We start from the raw sequence: 16,680 nt of genomic DNA, 5'->3' as shown, positions 1-16,680 counted from the left end.
ACTTAAATGCTAAGACAAAGTCCAGTATTCCCATGACACTGGCTTAGTTTTACTAGTTTGGTAGATTTAAATTTTTGGTAGTTTAACCTTTTGTATAGCTCCCTTAGGGTTAACACCTCAAAGCTAAACTGGGTGATCCTTGGGCGCTATACAAAAGGTTAAACTACCAAAAATTTAAATCTACCAAACTAGTAAAACTAAGCCAGTGTCATGGGAATACTGGACTTTGTCTTAGCATTTAAGTCAATCAAAAATCATGTTTAACACCACTGAAATTCTAATTAACGCCTTTGTTATAAGACTCCGGGAAGGCTACCGCCGAACTTACGGGGGACTCAAACCTGACAACGAAGATATAATTGCTTGGGCTGGCAGCATGGCCATGGAAAATATTGCCAACAGTGATGCCCTCTATCACAATGTGGAACACTCCATCCTAGTTACCCTCGTCGGACAAGAGATTTTGCGAGGCAAACATATCCGTGAAGGTGGTGTAACTCCTCATGATTGGTTACACTTTATCATTTCTTTGGCATGTCATGATATTGGCTATGTTAAAGGAGTATGTCGCCAAGACCGAGAAAATGAACGACTCTACGCTACTGGTCAAAATGGGAAGATGGTTCCTTTACGCCAAGGGTCTACCGATGCTGCTCTGACTCCTTATCATGTCGATCGGGCAAAATTATTTATTGATGAGCGCTTTGGTGGTCACAACCTGATTGATGCCGAGTTTATCAAGCGCAACATTGAACTGACTCGTTTCCCTGTGCCGAAGCAAGGGGATCATCAAGATACAGGTAACTATCCTGGATTAATTCGCGCCTCTGACTTGATTGGTCAACTGAGTGACCCACGCTATCTCAAAAAAACTAGTGCTTTGTTCTACGAGTTTGAAGAAACTGGATTTAACAAAGCCATTGGCTACCGCCATCCTGGAGATCTGCGGGAAGGCTACTCTAAGTTTTACTGGAATGGGGTATATCCTTATATTCAGGATGCCTTGCGTTACCTATCCTTAACTCAGGAAGGTAAACACATTACGGCTAATCTCTTCTCCAATGTGTTTGTGGTTGAACACTCAGAAAATCAAAATGGAATGGTGAAAATGACACAAAAGGTTAATGTATAGCAGTTACCAATCTGTTGAGGTACTTTAATCCCGGGTTTTAGGTAATAGGGAATAGGGAATAGGGAATAGGGAATAGGGAATAGGGAATAGGGAAAAAATCCTGTGTACCTCATTAATATGATAAGCGCTATATAACCAGAAGCTATTAAAGGTGAAGGCTTAAGGGTGAACGGTGTTGGGTCAAGGGTGTTGGCTCAAGGATGGTTGCACCAGATTTCGATACCATCTTATTAGTATGGGGTATGGGTAAAACATAGCTAATCCAAGACACGCCCATACTAATAAGACCCATACTAATAAGACCCATACTAAGTAAACGCGAGGTGCTTTTCGCCCTTCCGGAGTCAGAATCCTAGTCAGAATCCTATGAACTGGTGGCAAAAACTTACCAAGAACCCTCTCGCCCGTTTTGGGGCATTGCTATTATTGACGTTTTATCTAATTGTCATTGCAGCAGATGTTGTTGCTCCCTATGATCCTTATGTGTCTCAGCCAGATGGTTCCCTGCTACCACCTACCAAGATCTACTGGCGTAACCAGCAAACCAAAAAGTTTATTGGTCCCCATGTCTATCCCACAACCCAAGGACCAACGGATTTAGAGACAGGCGATCGCAAACTAAATGTAGACTGGCAAAAGCCTTCCCCAGTGGGTTTATTTGTTCCAGGTCGAGAATATAAGTTGTTTGGAGTGATTCCCTTCAACCGTCACCTGTTCGGTACAGTGGGTGAGGGTAAGATTAATCTATTAGGTACCGATGAGCAAGCACGTGATCAGTTTAGTCGCTTGGTATATGGGGGTCGGATTAGTCTTAGAATTGGTCTCTTCGGAATTGCCATATCCTTTCCCATTGGTCTAATCGTTGGGGGAATTTCCGGCTATTTCGGTGGCTGGGTAGATGCTGTCATCATGCGTCTGGTAGAAGTTTTGATGACTATTCCTGGTATTTACCTACTCGTTGCCTTAGCAGCTGTGCTACCACCTGGTCTAACTAATACGCAACGGTTTTCGCTAATTGTTGTGATTACCTCGTTTATTAGCTGGTCTGGCTTAGCACGAGTGATCCGAGGACAGGTGTTATCGATTAAGGAGCGGGAATTTGTCCAAGCTGCCAAAACTATGGGAGCCAATCCCTTTTATATAATTGTACGGCACGTTCTGCCCCAGACAGCTTCCTATGTGATTATATCAGCAACCTTGGCAGTTCCTGGTTTCATTGTGGCCGAGTCGGTGCTGAGTTTGATTGGGTTGGGAATTCAGCAACCTGACCCGTCCTGGGGAAATTTGTTGTCTTTGGCAACCAATGCCTCAATCATCGTGCTACAGCCTTGGTTGATTTGGCCCCCAGCACTGCTAATTATTCTGACGGTGTTGGCATTTAATTTACTTGGGGATGGGTTGCGGGATGCTCTCGATCCTAGAAGTTTACAGCGCTAGCTATTTTAATACTCAAGGGGGAAGGATGGGTCGAGTTTGGAAAAAGCCTTTTTTTCTGGGTTCAATCATCAGCCTTGCTCTCCTTGAGCGCTAGCCCTTACCACAATAGTCCACAGACTTCAGTTTTAACAAAAAATCTCAGGGAACAATAATATTATAAATAGAATGTTTTGTGGCTGTGTTTACCCATTATCAAATACTTACTGGCTCAGACAATAATATATAAAATACGGCTCTTCCGTACTTGTTATGCTAAATAAACACTTTAGCTAAGGGAGCAGGGAGTAGTGTAAAGAGGCCGTATTCATAAAATTTTGTTAGTTAAATAGCATCATTTTCCTTATACAGTAAGCTTTATGAGTTTTTTAAGTTGAAATTTAGCATAAAAGGTACTGAAGAACCTAAAATACAAACCCAATCCAGAGCAAAGAAGAATATCACGGCAATTAAACAATAGTAAATCTGGCTAGTTGCTGTTATCATTTTGCGCTCCAATTAATTTTAACATAGTACTATTTGTGGCAACGATAAATACTGTAAAAAAGACCTAGTTTCGATAAAAAAAATATTTTTTGTTTCTTTATAATCATCGACAATTCCTTGTCTGTTTCTTTACAGTCCATGTGGCAAGACAGTAGCAGTTAGAAGAGACATACGGACTGGGGACATGAAAGCATTATCAGTGGCAAGTGTTACGGCACCATCTAATCTACCCAAGGAGTCACCTCCTCAAGAGTATCGGAGTGAGTATCCCTTCCGGACACTACTTTATCTCTACCGCCAAGACCTAGGTAAAATCGGACTGTCGATGGCGGTGTATGTGATCAAACACAGTCCGGAATGGATCAGACCATTGGTGATTGCTAATGTAATTGATATTATTGCCAACCCAAGCACTCACCCACTGTCGGAGTTATGGATTAATGGGGCTATCTTAGGGATTTCTGTAGTGCAAAATATCCCCACCCATTACTTACACATCCGGTTTATGAGTCTGGCGACTCGCAACATGGAGTCGAATCTGCGCTCACTAATCACCCAGCAGCTGCAACTGCTTTCGATTGGGTTCTACAAAAATAACAGCAAGGGAGCACTACAAACCAAACTCTTGCGGGATGTGGAACAAATTCAAGGGTTGGCGACAACCCTGTTCCAGTTTGTCCCTTCTGCTGTGCTAACTATCTTAGTAGCAATTGTCGCTACTGCTATTCGTGCTCCTTGGTTCCTGCTGTTCTTCCTGGGAACTGTCCCAGCGGCTGTGATTCTGATCTCGGTACTCAGAGGACCGATTCGCGATCGCAATTCTGCTTTCCGACAACAACTAGAAGAAATGGCAGCTAGCTTAATCGAGATGATTCAGCTAATCCCAGTCACACGAGCTCATGGTGCTCAACAGACTGAGATAGAAAGGATTGATGGCAAGCTAGTGACGGTCAAACAGGCAGCGGTGCGACTTGACTCGATTAACGCCATCACCGATTCTTCTTCTTGGGTAACCCTACGGTTATTCAGTCTGGTTTGCTTGATCACCTCAGCCTGGTTAGTCTATACCAAGCAATGGGCAATCACAGTGGGGGATGTGGTGTTACTGACTGGTTATTTTGATTCCCTGACTAGCTCGATAGTGCAAATTTTAGCTGTATTGCCACAGATTGGCAAAGGTTTTGAATCCATTCGCTCAGTGGGTGAAATTATCGAGTGTCCTGACCTAGAGCGCAATCCTGGTAAGATAGCTCTGCAACAGGTGCGTGGTGAATTCACCTTTGAGTCGGTTAGTTATAAGTATCCCGATACGGAACAGTTTGCCATTCAAGACTTTTGTCTACAGGTCAATCCTGGGGAAACCATTGCCATCGTCGGACCATCCGGAGCCGGAAAATCGACCTTATTAAGTTTAATTATTGGTTTCATGGCTCCCACGACCGGAAGAGTTTTACTAGATGGTACAGATATGAGTAGCCTCGACCTACAGACCTATCGGAAATTCCTATCAGTGGTTTCCCAGGAGACTATCTTATTTGAAGGTACGGTACGAGAGAATATTGTGTATGGCAGTAAACAATTGGATGAAGAACAGTTAATCAAGGCGATTCAGGATGCCAATGCTTTAGAATTTATTCAGGAATTGCCCTCGGGACTTGATACTCTAATTGGGGAAAATGGGGCAAAACTTTCTGGTGGTCAACGGCAACGATTAGCGATTGCTCGTGCTTTAATTCGTAATCCACGGGTGTTAGTTCTCGATGAAGCAACATCGTCTCTAGATACTGCTTCGGAAGCTTTGATTCAGGACGCTTTGGAACACTTGATGGAAAACCGCACAACGTTTGTGGTAGCTCATCGCCTGTCAACGATTCGGAAAGCTGACCGGATTGTAGTTATGGAACGAGGGCATATTGTAGAAGTTGGCAATCACGCTCAACTGCTGGAAAAAGATGGAACTTATACACAATTACATTCATTACAGATATAGCAGTTATCAATGGGGTGAGGTACTTTCATTACGGGTTTTAGGGAACAGGGAACAGTGAAAAGGGTACAAGGAAAAGGGAACAGGGAACAGGTAAAAAATCCTGTGTATCTCATAGCTATGAGAAATGCTATATCACTCAGGCAAATCACCGAACTCTTCTCGATAACGAGCTAACAATGACTCCATTTGAGCTAATTGCTCCTGAGCTTGTTCCTTTTGCTGACATTCTTGTTCGGCTGCTTCAGTAGGGGTGGGAACTAGTTGTCCTTCTGCGGTAAACCAACGTAATTTTGAGTCATAAATTCCCAAATATAGTGCCAACTGTTGACTCCACAACCAACCTTCTTGATTAGGCTCAAGTTCGAGATAACAACCATCTACCAAGTGGAAGCCCTTCAATTCCAGGGTGTTGGGGTCAAACCAGAAATAGTCGGGAGTACGGAATGTATCCTGGTAGATTTGCTTCTTTAATCCTCGGTCCGTATCTGCCGTGGTAGGGGAAATAATTTCTACAATCACATTCGGATACTTCCCCTCTTCTTGCCACACTACCCAACTGTTCCGAGGTTTGCGCTCAGTTCCCAGCACCACAAAAAAGTCAGGCCCACGGAATTCTTCAGACTTACGTTGTCGAGGACTGTAATAAATAGTCAGATTTCCCGAGACATAGAAATCATCACGCTCATCCCACAACCACTCTAGGCATTGGATGAGTAGGGTCATTTGTAGTCGATGTAGATCAGTTTCCAAAGGTGGTTCGTCACTGAGTAAATCCCTAGGGGGTAATATAACATCTTCCGGTACAGTTGTTGCAGTTTCTGTTGCAGTTTCTGTTGGCGTTTTTAATTCTTGAGTCAAAGACATGGCAGCTAGGCTACAATGGGTGCATCTCATATTTGAAAATATTACGTAGGGTGCGTTAGGGGCGGCTCGCCGTCATTTTCCAGCTCGTAGCCAGCTTTGGGAAAGTCCGCCCCGTAACGCACCACCGAATCAAACAGCAAAAATGAGATGCACCCGGCTACAATAAATAGGTGGTACTTATTAGTCTATAGCAATTAGACGATTTGTCAGGTAAAAACTTTGTTTTTTTAGGGAGCAGGGAGCAGGGAGCAGGGAGCAGGGAGCAGGGAAGATGCAAGAGGCAATAGGGAAAAAATAATGTATACATCATAGCTATAAAAAACGCTATATTCACGTAATATCTGAACAAATTTTCAAAATTATCAATCTCTGATCGCAACCATTCAGATAATAAATTATCACAGCGTTTTTCATAACTATCAGGTGCCCCTGTTTCCTTTGCTATAGCTGAATGCTGAATGCTGATAATTTAGCATTCGCTTTTTTTTTATCCTAAAATTACCCCCGGAAAAAAAATTTATAAAAACCCTTGAAAATTATAACTATAATCATTACAATAATCATTGTACCCGAAATTTAGTTTTTTACTCATGTCTACAGACTTTATTCCGAATCACGACAATAATCCTAAGAAACAACGTATTAAGTCCATTAAGGGCTCTCCTGAAGCAGTTACCAAGACTATTTACGGTCTTTCTGCACTGGGGTATGGGTCGGTTTCCGACTGGAGCCCTTTGCAAGCAACCGGCATTCCGGGGCAAGTAATTAGTTTTGCAACCAAGTATCAAACTTGGCGTTAATAGGTTAAATTTATGGGGGGGTTTCCCCCCCGGTCTGGTCCGCTAGGATCACATCCGGATTGATTCGGAAACTGATAGACATGACATAACGTTTACAGCATTGATATAGCCGTGGATAGTATTTCTACGGCTATTTTTTTTGTAAGTATTCAGTTATCAGCTATCAGCTATCAGCTATCAGCTAATGCGCTACGCGAACAGCTATCGGCTTACAGCAAATTTTGCCCCCCTAGCCCCCCAAATTTGGGGGGAAATTGAGTTAAAGTCCCCCGCCCCCCTAACCCCCCAATTTTGGGGGGAATTAGCGGATGCTTCGCTTTTTGATAGTCGGGGATTTAGGGGGCTTGCAGCTAAAGGTAGTGAGGTCAATTCATCTGAAAACGGCTGTATGATTGGGGCTACACCTATGGTGGGCAGTGCCTAGCAACGGGCTTTGTCAGCTGATCTGTATCAAGCACTGCCCACCCTAGATCAGCTAAAATCAATTAAATTGATCGTAATGACCACCTATTGCAAAAATATAAACATAGTTATCATCAAATTTGTAAATAAGACGATCTTTTTGAGACATTCTTCTTGACCACAACCCCGATAAATTATGTTTTAACGGTTCAGGTTTTCCCATTCCTTTAGCGGGATCGTCTCTCAGCATTTCTTTGATGATTTTACAAAGGGTTTGATGGAGTTTTTTGTCTTTTTTACGAAGTTCTTCGTAAATTTCCCAAGTTTTGCCCTCAAATACTAAGTATCTCATCTAGTTCTTGCTGATTGGGAGAGTAGCCTTGATTTTGGGTATGGGTAGCTTGAGAATGGTTAATCTGTTCCATTAAATGGCTATTTTGTAATACATACAAGGTTTCTTGTTGTTGTTCCCAATCTTCGGCACTAATAATAATAAAGTCTCCCTGATTGGGATCGGTGATTTTGATGGGAGTATGTTGATTAATGACTTGTTTAATAAAGTCTTGGATGTTAGTCTTAAATTGCTTGATAGGAATAGAGTTCACGGTTTTTTACTCATTTATACTTAAGTATAGCAGGTTAATATTTCCTTGAGTTGCTTGTAAGCATTCATCTTAAGTCTGGTTGAATACCGATAATAAAAGTTTATCGAAGGCAGCTTTGCTGAAGTAAAAGAATAAGGTTTCAAGGGAATGGTGCGATGGGCTACGGGCAGCCAAAGGCGATTGACCTTAGGTCACCTTTCGCGAACGGAGCATAGCAACGGTAGAAGTCGGTTTCAGCTACAACAACCTATCCCTGGATTTCTGTCCGAAACAGTCTTTAGCTTAATAAACACAATAAGGCAAGATTTATTAATAAATATTTATAAAAATTAATAATGATTATTTATTATAGTAAACCACTATAACTAAACTTTTATAGTATATAGCAGTCCTAAATGATTCGTGAAATATATTGGCTAAAGTGATCGCTATAACCTTTTCCCAGCAACGATTCCAGATTTGGCTGATTTTACAAATGATTTAGAATTGCTATACATGCGATCGCACAAGCGCGGAAGCTTTGCTTCATCGCGTAGCGTGGCCTACGGCGAATCGCTTTTAGGGGCTCCAAAAGAGCATCGCAACGGTGGCACGGCGGCAAGGTTATCAGTAGAGGCTATGTACCTACTATGATGTAAACCTAGGAGTTTTTTTATTATCAAAGAAAATTAGGAGTTTTTTCTATTATTAAAAAAAAATATGGCTCTTTTTTCTCTATTCCATTCTGCATATTGCCTGCATGACTTTTCCCAGAATAAGTGTGTTGACATCCCCGATCTAAATAGTTTAAATAAGAAGCGAGGCAGCATTTACCTTAAAATCCAATGAATTGTGATAATTTTTGTTTTATACTTCCAGTTACATTTCCTATATACAGCGTTTTTCATAACTATCAGGTACATAGGTACCCTTTTCGTTAGAAAATTAGCAGATTAAATGTGCCACTGATAGGACTTCAGGTTTTTTATAGATTTCCTGTTTCCTGCTCTCTGTTGCCATTAATCCATAACGAAAGTACCTAACATAATTGAAAACCGCTATATATAATTCTGGCTGATGAAAGCTAATGAATTTATGGAAAAGTATTCAGCAGGAGAAAGGGATTTCCGCAGGGCAAATCTTAGAGGTCAATCGTTTCAGGGGGAAAACCTTTCAGGAGCAGATTTTAGTGAAGCTGATATTAGAGGGGCAAATTTTAAGAATGCTAATTTAACAGGAACTAAGTTCTGTAAAGCGAAGGCAGGATTACAAAGACGATTGGTAATTGTTCTTCTGTTGCTTTCATGGATCACATCAGGACTATCTGGAATGTGCTCCTTCTTTGGTGGGGCGTTAGTAGTATTAATAGTTCGCTCTAGCGGCGTAGTAGAGCAAGTCTACAGCTGGATAGCTTTGATTGTAATAGTTGTCTTATTTGCTGTTATCATTCGTCAAAATATCAAAGGAGCAGTAGCCCTAGCCGTAGCGGTAGCGGTAGCCGCAGCTATAGCCGTACCCTTTGCCGGAGGCGTAGCTGTAGCATTCGCTGTAGCCGGAACCTTGGCCGTAGTCGAAGTTGTAGCGGTAGTTGGATCCTTCGCCATGGCCGAAGCTCTAGGTGGATCCGTAGCCCTAGCCATAGCGGTAGCCGTAGCCGAAGCGGTAGCGGTAGCTGGAGCGGAAGCTGCAGCTGTAGCATTCGACATAGCTGAAGCCTTAGCCTTAGCTTTAGCTTTAGCCTTCGTTTTACTTAGCATGTACTTGGGCTGGCGTGCTCTAAAGGACGATCCCAAGAATGCTTGGATTCGTAATCTTGTGATTGGTTTTGTTGCTACAGCAGGAACCAGTTTTTACGAAGCTAACCTAACCGATGCCGATTTTACGGGAGCTATCCTCAACAGTACAGATTTAACAAAAGCTACTCTCACTCGTAGTTGTTGGCAAAATACTGCTAAGCTTGACCGAGCTAGACTAGGAACGAGCTACCTTCAAGATAAAAACGTTAGACAATTACTCATAACTGGAGAGGGACAAGATAAAAACTTTGATCGCCTTGACTTAAGAGGTATTAATTTAAAGGGAGCTAATCTACAAGATGCTAGCTTCATTGGAACAGACTTAAACCGAGCTAACTTAGAAAATGCTAAGTTATCGAGAGCTAAGTTAGTTCAAACGTTACTAGAAGGAGCAGATTTAACCGGAGCCACCTTAACGGGAGCATATATCGAAGATTGGGGAATCAGCAATACTACTCAACTCATTGAAATTCAATGCGATTATATTTTCCTAAAACTACCTACTCAAAATGATCCAGACCCTAAACGTCGTCCTGCTGACCAAGATAGAAATTTTGAACCAGGGGAATTTGCTAAATTAGCCCAAAAAATTCCTCATACTGTCGATTTAGTTTTTAAAGATGGTATCGACTGGCAGACTTTTCTGAAAACTTTTCAGGAGCTTCGAGTGGAAAGCGATACAAGGGATACAGAAGAGCTACCAGTCATACAGACAATGGAAAATAAAGGCGATGGTGCTTTTGTTATTCGTGTCAAAGTCCCTGACAAGGTTGATGAAGCAGAATACGAGCGAAAATTTCGCGCAGACTACAATGCAAAATTAGAGGCTAAAGATATAGAGATCAAGTTTTTATATAAACAAACAGAAATTTATAACCAACAAATAGAATTTATACGTACAGACAATACTAGATTAATGGGAGTTGTTGAAACAATGGCAGAAAAAGAAACTATTAGAATTGATAAAATTGACAGGCGTGACATGCGTGATTCCAAGATTAATATTGCTGCTGGAAACTATGCTGAAACAGCCCAGTCTGGTAGTTATATGCAAAACTATGGTAACCAAAATATCTACGAAGCACCTGACAAAACTCTAACGGAGGCAGCAGAAGAAATCCAGCAACTACTAAACCAACTATCTCATAATAATCCCACTACAACAACCAAAGATAAGATGATAGTTGTCAGTGAAGTTGTTGACAAAATTGAGAATAATACAACCCTAAAAGCTAAGGTTATCCATGCTCTGCAAGCTGGAGGAGTAGAAGCATTTAAAGAAGCCATAAACCATCCCCTAGTTAACATTTTGATGGCTAGCATTGAGGGATGGATAGAGGCTTAGCTATAAAAAAACTAAAGTTAAGGTCAATCAGATGAGCAAAAATAGCTTAACCCAAGAGCAATGCCAAGAATTAATACAACTGCTTTCCAAACGGAAAGATAAGCTAGATGGAAGAATTACCAAAAATAATAGCTTAACCCAAGAGCAATTAGACGAATTAGTAAAACGGCTTTCCCAACGTAAAAATGAGCTGCATGGAAGAATCCCCATTACAGCGGTGATGGATAGTTTAAGGGAGTTAGAACTATCTGATCTACTTCTTGAAAATGATATTGATGAGGTTTGTAAACAAATGAATAGAGAATCGAAAATGCGACAATGGCAAAACTCTTTTAAGTTTGCCTTAATCCTAATCATTGTTACAGCACCATTATTTGCCTTTGGAGGGTATAAACTCCGAAAATTTCTTGTGACAAAGTTTCCCGAATTAGTAGGAATTAAAATCACTAAGGATGATGAGATTAATATACAATTAAAAAATCTCCAATATGAACTAAAAAAAAGAGAAATACAAAATGATAAACTAGAGAAGATAAATCAAGAATTAAATGATAAAATCGCAACCCTTACTACTCCTGTTGATACTTCTCCAAAAAATCCACAACCTCCGACAGATCCACCCATTATAACTCCTCCAGAGAAACCTAAACTATTTGAACGTAAAGGTATTATTTATAAATTTAAAAATTGCCAAAAATCTCCCAATATAAATTCAAGTACTCAATCAATAAGTTGTGCTATATTAATTACAAGTACCAAAGAAGATGTTCAGTTGCGTTTATATTCTAATCGCAATGCTTCTGCAAGAAGTAGACTATTTCAGCAAGGGAAAGAATATGTAGCTACAAAAGTTAAATTGGGTACATTCAGTAGTAAGCGTAGTGGTTATGTAAAAAACAGCTTGATTAAGGATGTACCGATAGAAGCCATTATTGATTTTGGTGGAGTTCCACTAGAAGTCAACCAGATAGATATGCTGCAATTTAAATCCTATTTGGAGAGTTCTTATTCCGGCAAAGACTCGTTCTACAACTACTTTGAAACCGAAGATGGGCCGGTGTCGATCCCGGTGACGATTTTGATTTCCGGAATGGGCATCATTGGCGATGCCGACCATGTTACGGGTAGCTCGCTGAGAAAAGGCGATAGTGTTCTGGCCGTGCTGGGCAGCACGCAGTCAGCTGTGGGTGGTTCTGTTTATGCCCGCAAGACGGATGGCCTGTCGAATGCAGATGAAAATTTCATCAGAAATAAATATGAGTACCAGGCAAATGATGAAATACTGAAGGTTCTGAAAGTATAATGAGCACGATCGCTCTTTTGTAGTGCGATTGGCCTACGGCCAATCGCTGATCGTTGATATCCTCTTGGGTAGAGGCAGCTGCCTGTTTATCAGCAGCGAAGGGAGGTTGGTATGTACTTCTGAGGCACTGCTTAAGACAACAGCCGCCTCTCAATGTAAAATGCAGAACGCTAGTAGTTTTTATTGTAGGAGTGTAGTTATGGAGCGATCGGATCTAGTACAATTGCTTGTAAAGTGGGCATAATTAGCGGGCTTCAAAACTCGATTGTTAGATTGAAAATAAAATAGGAGTTATTAATGGCTTTTAGTGATTATAAAACTATTGCTCAAGTTCAAGAAGAGTATAATATCAAGTATTTGGAAAAAGACTTTATTGAAATTACAGATCTAAAACCTTCCGATCTGTTTGTTAAGGAATTTGAATTCAGCGAACAGAACATGGATATATACACATCTGAATCATCAAGATGCGAAAATATTATTTATCCAATTTTAAGAGAAGTTTATAAAGATTTTATTGATAAATATACTCTTTGGAGCCACAAGTCCATAACATACGATGCTAAACTAAATGGAACGCCTGATTACTTGTTCTCAATAAAATCAGAATTAGGTAAGACCGTCTTGGGTTTTCCAATCGTCATTGTTGTTGAAGCAAAAAAGAATGATTTTAGTGAGGGATGGGGGCAATGTCTAGCTGAGTTGATTGCTGTGCAAAAATTAAATAAAGCTGAGGAACTTCCCGTGTATGGGATCGTAACGGATGGAGAATTATGGCAATTTGGAAAATTAGTATCCGATGAATTCACCAAAAGCAAGTTGAGAATTACTATTACCGATTTAGATAAAATTTTCGGAACGATAAGTTTTTTATTGTCAAACAAATAAGATTTTACACGGGGACGCGGAGATTGGATCATTGGGGAGCATGTCTTATTCGCAGCAACATTAGTACTAAAATAACTCATGTACGCTATTCAAACCCTGAAAACACTCTAGTTCAAGCGTTCTCACCAAATTGACCTGCTCGCCATGCTCCCCCTATTACCTATTCCCCATTCCCCATTCCCCATTCCCCAGATAAGCGTACTAATGTTGCTGCATAAGTGACATGCTCCCCTTTCAAGTTTTTGGAGAGGTCTACTTAGGAGCTGGATGAGGTGAAAGTCTCACGTCCAGTTCTGTTCGCGCAGCGTCGGCCTTAGCCGAAAGCGGAGGTGCCCTGGATAATACCAGGCATCGACCGTAACAGCCTTGGGTACGGTGGGGTTTGAAGTTACCGTAAGTAGAGGGTCGCCTTTACAGGGGACTGGCTATGAGAAAAAGGGTCAAAACTTATTAACTAAGGCGACCCTCTACTAAGGTTTCGTTTCCGGCACACTGGAACCTGGATTGACCGTAGGTCACGCTACGCGAACGTGAAAGATCTAAACGCTTGTGGAGAATCGATCTCTACTCTTCCTGGCTCCGGTCTGGTTGAGCAAGTTAAGTTGACTCATTGTTCGCGTAGCGTGGCCTACGGCCAAGCAAGAATCCCCGCGTCTAATGACCGGGGAGTGTCAACTTGAGTCTAGTTGAGGTGCAACTATTAGCCTTATAGCTCTCTAAACCTTGTCAAACATTATCTACTGTTTTATAATCAAATAAGTTAGTAACTTGTTTAACTTCGGAAGACTACCGCCCAACGAAGAACTAAAAGCTTTGGCAGCTGGTCGTAAGTTAAGCGACGTAAAATAATGGACTGAGTGAAGTTACAGTGCGGTTTGAGAGTAGGCAGAAGAGCCTCCATTAATAAAAATAGCGCAATGCTTTTGGCATTGCTTTGTCGGCAACAACCATTAGTTAAAACTAATGCTATACCATCGTCCTATCTGCTTGTGAGTAGGTTTGTACAGGTTAAATGTTGCACTACTTATGTTGACTAGTTATGTAGTGTTGTTAATCAAGAAGGGAAAACAATTTAAAATTGTCAATGGTCAATTGCCAAAGGGATTTAGGCGAATCTGTTAAGACTCTGACGCCAGCGGCTACCCAGCCATAACAACCCACCGATAGCAAGTAATGCTCCAGTAGTAGACGATTCTGGCACTTTCTCGACTTTGATACGTGCTATCTGGTAGCCATCCACTGTGAAGTCAGCTTGAGCAAACGCCGGAGTTGATAAAATCGGTCCACCTGGGATCAAACCTGGATGCAGGGTGACAACTCCGTTTTCTGGTGTACCAGTATCAGGAATAGTTTGACCGAAGAAGGCAGTAGTGGTCTCCTGCTCGTCGTTAACTTCCGTACCTGCATCCAGAACTTGAGAACCGAGAACGGTAAAGTCAGCTCCAGTGAAATTACCATCTTCATCAAAAATCTCAATAGCCAAGGGGTTGCCATTAGCAATGAAAGCATCATTACTGGGGAGAATCATGGCCGCGTAGCTGAAGTAACGGCTAGTAGAATCTACAGTAAATGTGGCTTGGGCAATATCCCCAAAAGCAACTGGACCATTTGGACCAGGAATTACCCCATCAACTGAACCCGCACCACTAGCAAAAAACTCTTCACTAAGCACTGCTGCATTGCCATCCTCAGCAATACGCTCCAGTCCTGGTGAAGCTGCCTCACCCCGATCATAAATATCAAAAAGACCATTATGAAAACCTACCCAGACTGGAGTCAATAACGTGCCGTTGTCCGGTGCCAGGCTTTGAATTGTCACCTTGAGGGTAGCTGCTGTTGCGCTAGATGCCATGGCTAGTGTAGAGGTTACGGTAACCATGGTGACGATTTTGAGTGATTTAATAATTGAATGCTTCATGGTGATCCTGATCAAAGATATCAATATGGTAGATTTGTCAATGAGTGTGTTGCTCAACTATCTATGTAGCTACATCATTATCCGTAGAGTTAATCAGCTAAGTGTTTAAAACTTAGTATTCAAAACTTAGTGTTCAAAACTTAGTGTTCAAAACGGATTTTGCTGGCACCCCATCAAGTGGATAATTTTAGGTTAGTAGCTTGACTAGGATTATTGGTTTCTTGGTTTAGTTGTTGCTGAACAGAGGCTGAAAATTTGCTGATAATTTACTGATAATTTCCAGCCTCTATCAGCCTGGAATGACGACGTGATATTAGTTGCGGTTGACTACTTATCCTGGAAGGGTATTCGTCAATTGAAAATTTCAAATTTCAAATTTCAAATTGTTACTTAACACATCACAGGTCACAGTTCACAGGTCACACTTACGTTTAAGATTTCTCGTTTAAGATTTCTTTAGCAGTCGTGGTTCGTGTTGAGAAACGACAATTAAATAGTCACCATTCTCAAGTTTATAATCTGTCGGTGGATTGGAGATAACGTCTCCTTCAATTCCTTTTTGTACCGCTAAGACAATACTTTGATAGGCTTGCTTCATATACGTAAATACTTCCATAAAGGAACTACCAACCCGAGAGTCAGGAATCGCAATTTTATAAAGCTTGTTCCCAGTTTGAGTACTTAATATTTCAGAGACAACTTTGGTAATTCCATGGTTAAGAGCAGCTTGGGAAATGAGCATACTACTTAACTCACTACTAACGATTATTTCGTCAACCTTAGCCCGCTGACAGGATTTAACATGAGTTTCATCTACCAGCTCCACAACTGTGTAAGCCTTGGGATTAATACTTTCTACTGTCAGGGTAGATAGTATAACTTTTGCGTCGCGAGCTGTGTCATCTATACTGTCATCCCCTAAAATTATAACAGTTCTAGCCTGGATCAAGTTGGCTCGAATCAAGGTTTCATCACTTACATTACCTTTAAGAAAAAACAAATTATTGTCTTCGATAGGCTTCCGGTCTATATTAGCAATTAAAATAATTTTCTCATCTTGAGTTTTAGGAAACCTTCGCAACTCATTGATGATAAATCTTGCTCTAGAATTCCATTCGCAAATAATCAAGTGATTGTTAAAATTATAAGATCCCATACCTAGATCATTTTTGAGTTTTTGATCGACAAAAATACCAGCGAGGCTAGCGGTGAAGATGGCTAAGAATCCAATCCCCACAAACATATCGAGAATAGCAATAACGCGACCACCAACTGTGACAGGGGTGATATCACCATAGCCAACAGTTGTTAGGGTGACGATGCTCCACCAGAAAGCATCTGCTTTTGAGATATCTGGTTCCAGCCATGATATAGTGATGGTGTTAATGGTAATGATTATTATAATAATAAACATTACTTTATCAAGGTTTTCACTGCGCAAAAAGTTCCAGAATTTTCGATTCCATAGTAATATCATTTGAGTTAGACGTAATGGTCAGTTCATGTCGGTTTAAGTAACTATAATACAGCGGTTTTGAATTGGGTGAGGTACTTTCGTTATAGATTTTAGGGAGCAGGGACTTCGGAGCAGGGAGCAGGGACTTCGGAACAGGGAACAGGGACTTCGGAACAGGGCAAAAAACCTGTGTAGCTCATAGTTATGAAAAACGCTGTATCTATTCTCTATAATTTATAGATTGAATCGGCAGGGGGGCTCAGGAGCTCGGGAGTGGGCTTT

16 protein-coding genes are annotated in these 16,680 nt (G+C 41.2%); 7 read left to right on the top strand and 9 right to left on the bottom strand.

Going from position 1 to position 16,680, the window contains the following annotated elements; translation table 11 throughout:
* Positions 1 to 256: 256 nt before the first annotated feature.
* The gene (locus tag F6J94_RS03210; protein WP_293036808.1) at positions 257 to 1,132 is read left to right on the top strand and encodes an Npun_R2479 family HD domain-containing metalloprotein; all 876 of its coding nucleotides are present in this window, start codon (positions 257 to 259) and stop codon (positions 1,130 to 1,132) included.
* Here the strand turns inward: F6J94_RS03210 and F6J94_RS03205 are convergent.
* Positions 1,090 to 1,245, bottom strand: coding sequence for a hypothetical protein (locus F6J94_RS03205; protein ID WP_293036806.1), 156 nt, complete (start codon positions 1,243 to 1,245; stop codon positions 1,090 to 1,092). The two genes, F6J94_RS03210 and F6J94_RS03205, sit on opposite strands and share 43 nt — an antisense overlap.
* A 253-nt stretch (positions 1,246 to 1,498) precedes the next feature.
* Between F6J94_RS03205 and F6J94_RS03200 the strand changes: the two genes are divergently transcribed.
* Positions 1,499 to 2,569 carry an ABC transporter permease gene (locus F6J94_RS03200; RefSeq protein ID WP_293036804.1) on the top strand — a complete coding sequence of 357 codons (1,071 nt, stop codon included), beginning with the start codon at positions 1,499 to 1,501 and terminating at the stop codon, positions 2,567 to 2,569.
* A gap of 667 nt (positions 2,570 to 3,236) precedes the next feature.
* The gene (locus tag F6J94_RS03195) at positions 3,237 to 5,042 is read left to right on the top strand and encodes an ABC transporter ATP-binding protein (RefSeq protein ID WP_293036802.1); all 1,806 of its coding nucleotides are present in this window, start codon (positions 3,237 to 3,239) and stop codon (positions 5,040 to 5,042) included.
* Here the strand turns inward: F6J94_RS03195 and F6J94_RS03190 are convergent.
* The 3 genes from F6J94_RS03190 to F6J94_RS03180 form a co-directional block, all read right to left on the bottom strand.
* Entirely contained in the window at positions 5,012 to 5,155 is a 144-nt protein-coding gene (locus tag F6J94_RS03190) for a hypothetical protein (protein ID WP_293036800.1), read from the bottom strand. The genes F6J94_RS03195 and F6J94_RS03190 overlap by 31 nt on opposite strands.
* Positions 5,156 to 5,174: 19 nt before the next feature.
* The gene (locus F6J94_RS03185; RefSeq protein ID WP_293036813.1) at positions 5,175 to 5,906 is read right to left on the bottom strand and encodes a Uma2 family endonuclease; all 732 of its coding nucleotides are present in this window, start codon (positions 5,904 to 5,906) and stop codon (positions 5,175 to 5,177) included.
* 157 nt (positions 5,907 to 6,063) lie between these two features.
* Positions 6,064 to 6,216: a hypothetical protein gene (locus F6J94_RS03180; RefSeq protein WP_293036798.1), complete on the bottom strand. Its 153-nt coding sequence runs from the start codon at positions 6,214 to 6,216 to the stop codon at positions 6,064 to 6,066.
* Positions 6,217 to 6,496: 280 nt separating this feature from the next.
* On the opposite strand from F6J94_RS03180, the gene F6J94_RS03175 reads away from it, so the two are divergent.
* Positions 6,497 to 6,706, top strand: coding sequence for a hypothetical protein (locus F6J94_RS03175; protein WP_293020603.1), 210 nt, complete (start codon positions 6,497 to 6,499; stop codon positions 6,704 to 6,706).
* Between the two features lie 481 nt (positions 6,707 to 7,187).
* Here F6J94_RS03175 and F6J94_RS03170 read toward each other — a convergent pair whose 3' ends face one another.
* The 3 genes from F6J94_RS03170 to F6J94_RS03160 all read right to left on the bottom strand — a co-directional run bounded on the left by F6J94_RS03170 (position 7,188) and on the right by F6J94_RS03160 (position 8,314).
* On the bottom strand, positions 7,188 to 7,460 hold the full coding sequence (locus F6J94_RS03170; protein WP_293036796.1) for a Txe/YoeB family addiction module toxin: 273 nt from the start codon (positions 7,458 to 7,460) through the stop codon (positions 7,188 to 7,190).
* Entirely contained in the window at positions 7,441 to 7,713 is a 273-nt protein-coding gene (locus tag F6J94_RS03165; protein ID WP_293036794.1) for a type II toxin-antitoxin system Phd/YefM family antitoxin, read from the bottom strand. The genes F6J94_RS03170 and F6J94_RS03165 overlap by 20 nt, the downstream gene beginning before the upstream one ends.
* 469 nt (positions 7,714 to 8,182) lie before the next feature.
* Positions 8,183 to 8,314, bottom strand: a complete 132-nt coding sequence (locus F6J94_RS03160) for a hypothetical protein (RefSeq protein ID WP_293036793.1) — start codon at positions 8,312 to 8,314, stop codon at positions 8,183 to 8,185.
* Positions 8,315 to 8,769: 455 nt separating this feature from the next.
* Here F6J94_RS03160 and F6J94_RS03155 point away from each other — a divergent pair, with 455 nt between their 5' ends.
* The 3 genes from F6J94_RS03155 to F6J94_RS03145 all read left to right on the top strand — a co-directional run bounded on the left by F6J94_RS03155 (position 8,770) and on the right by F6J94_RS03145 (position 13,024).
* Positions 8,770 to 10,833: a pentapeptide repeat-containing protein gene (locus F6J94_RS03155; RefSeq protein WP_293036792.1), complete on the top strand. Its 2,064-nt coding sequence runs from the start codon at positions 8,770 to 8,772 to the stop codon at positions 10,831 to 10,833.
* A 31-nt stretch (positions 10,834 to 10,864) separates the two neighbouring features.
* Complete coding sequence (locus F6J94_RS03150) at positions 10,865 to 12,136, top strand: hypothetical protein (protein ID WP_293036790.1); 1,272 nt, start codon at positions 10,865 to 10,867, stop codon at positions 12,134 to 12,136.
* A gap of 297 nt (positions 12,137 to 12,433) precedes the next feature.
* Positions 12,434 to 13,024 (top strand): hypothetical protein, encoded by a 591-nt coding sequence (locus F6J94_RS03145; RefSeq protein WP_293036788.1) that lies wholly within the window; start codon positions 12,434 to 12,436, stop codon positions 13,022 to 13,024.
* A 1,105-nt stretch (positions 13,025 to 14,129) separates the two neighbouring features.
* Here F6J94_RS03145 and F6J94_RS03140 read toward each other — a convergent pair.
* Both F6J94_RS03140 and F6J94_RS03135 read right to left on the bottom strand, forming a co-directional pair.
* Complete coding sequence (locus F6J94_RS03140; protein WP_293036786.1) at positions 14,130 to 14,942, bottom strand: spondin domain-containing protein; 813 nt, start codon at positions 14,940 to 14,942, stop codon at positions 14,130 to 14,132.
* Between the two features lie 445 nt (positions 14,943 to 15,387).
* On the bottom strand, positions 15,388 to 16,419 hold the full coding sequence (locus tag F6J94_RS03135) for a TrkA family potassium uptake protein (RefSeq protein ID WP_293036784.1): 1,032 nt from the start codon (positions 16,417 to 16,419) through the stop codon (positions 15,388 to 15,390).
* Between the last annotated feature and the right edge of the window lie 261 nt (positions 16,420 to 16,680).

It is taken from the genome of Moorena sp. SIO1F2, from assembly GCF_010672755.1.
Lineage (GTDB): Bacteria > Cyanobacteriota > Cyanobacteriia > Cyanobacteriales > Coleofasciculaceae > Moorena.
The sequence above is the reverse complement of the archived record's forward strand: the minus strand, read 5'-3'. Positions and strand labels throughout refer to the sequence as shown.

Excerpts from the sequence above, each read along its gene's own strand:
- F6J94_RS03210 (WP_293036808.1), top strand. The coding sequence starts at position 257 with ATGTTTAACACCACTGAAATTCTAATTAACGCCTTTGTTATAAGACTC.
- F6J94_RS03205 (WP_293036806.1), bottom strand. The coding sequence starts at position 1,245 with ATGAGGTACACAGGATTTTTTCCCTATTCCCTATTCCCTATTCCCTAT.
- F6J94_RS03200 (WP_293036804.1), top strand. The coding sequence starts at position 1,499 with ATGAACTGGTGGCAAAAACTTACCAAGAACCCTCTCGCCCGTTTTGGG.
- F6J94_RS03195 (WP_293036802.1), top strand. The coding sequence starts at position 3,237 with ATGAAAGCATTATCAGTGGCAAGTGTTACGGCACCATCTAATCTACCC.
- F6J94_RS03190 (WP_293036800.1), bottom strand. The coding sequence starts at position 5,155 with ATGAGATACACAGGATTTTTTACCTGTTCCCTGTTCCCTTTTCCTTGT.
- F6J94_RS03185 (WP_293036813.1), bottom strand. The coding sequence starts at position 5,906 with ATGTCTTTGACTCAAGAATTAAAAACGCCAACAGAAACTGCAACAGAA.
- F6J94_RS03180 (WP_293036798.1), bottom strand. The coding sequence starts at position 6,216 with ATGATGTATACATTATTTTTTCCCTATTGCCTCTTGCATCTTCCCTGC.
- F6J94_RS03175 (WP_293020603.1), top strand. The coding sequence starts at position 6,497 with ATGTCTACAGACTTTATTCCGAATCACGACAATAATCCTAAGAAACAA.
- F6J94_RS03170 (WP_293036796.1), bottom strand. The coding sequence starts at position 7,460 with ATGAGATACTTAGTATTTGAGGGCAAAACTTGGGAAATTTACGAAGAA.
- F6J94_RS03155 (WP_293036792.1), top strand. The coding sequence starts at position 8,770 with ATGAAAGCTAATGAATTTATGGAAAAGTATTCAGCAGGAGAAAGGGAT.
- F6J94_RS03150 (WP_293036790.1), top strand. The coding sequence starts at position 10,865 with ATGAGCAAAAATAGCTTAACCCAAGAGCAATGCCAAGAATTAATACAA.
- F6J94_RS03145 (WP_293036788.1), top strand. The coding sequence starts at position 12,434 with ATGGCTTTTAGTGATTATAAAACTATTGCTCAAGTTCAAGAAGAGTAT.
- F6J94_RS03140 (WP_293036786.1), bottom strand. The coding sequence starts at position 14,942 with ATGAAGCATTCAATTATTAAATCACTCAAAATCGTCACCATGGTTACC.
- F6J94_RS03135 (WP_293036784.1), bottom strand. The coding sequence starts at position 16,419 with ATGATATTACTATGGAATCGAAAATTCTGGAACTTTTTGCGCAGTGAA.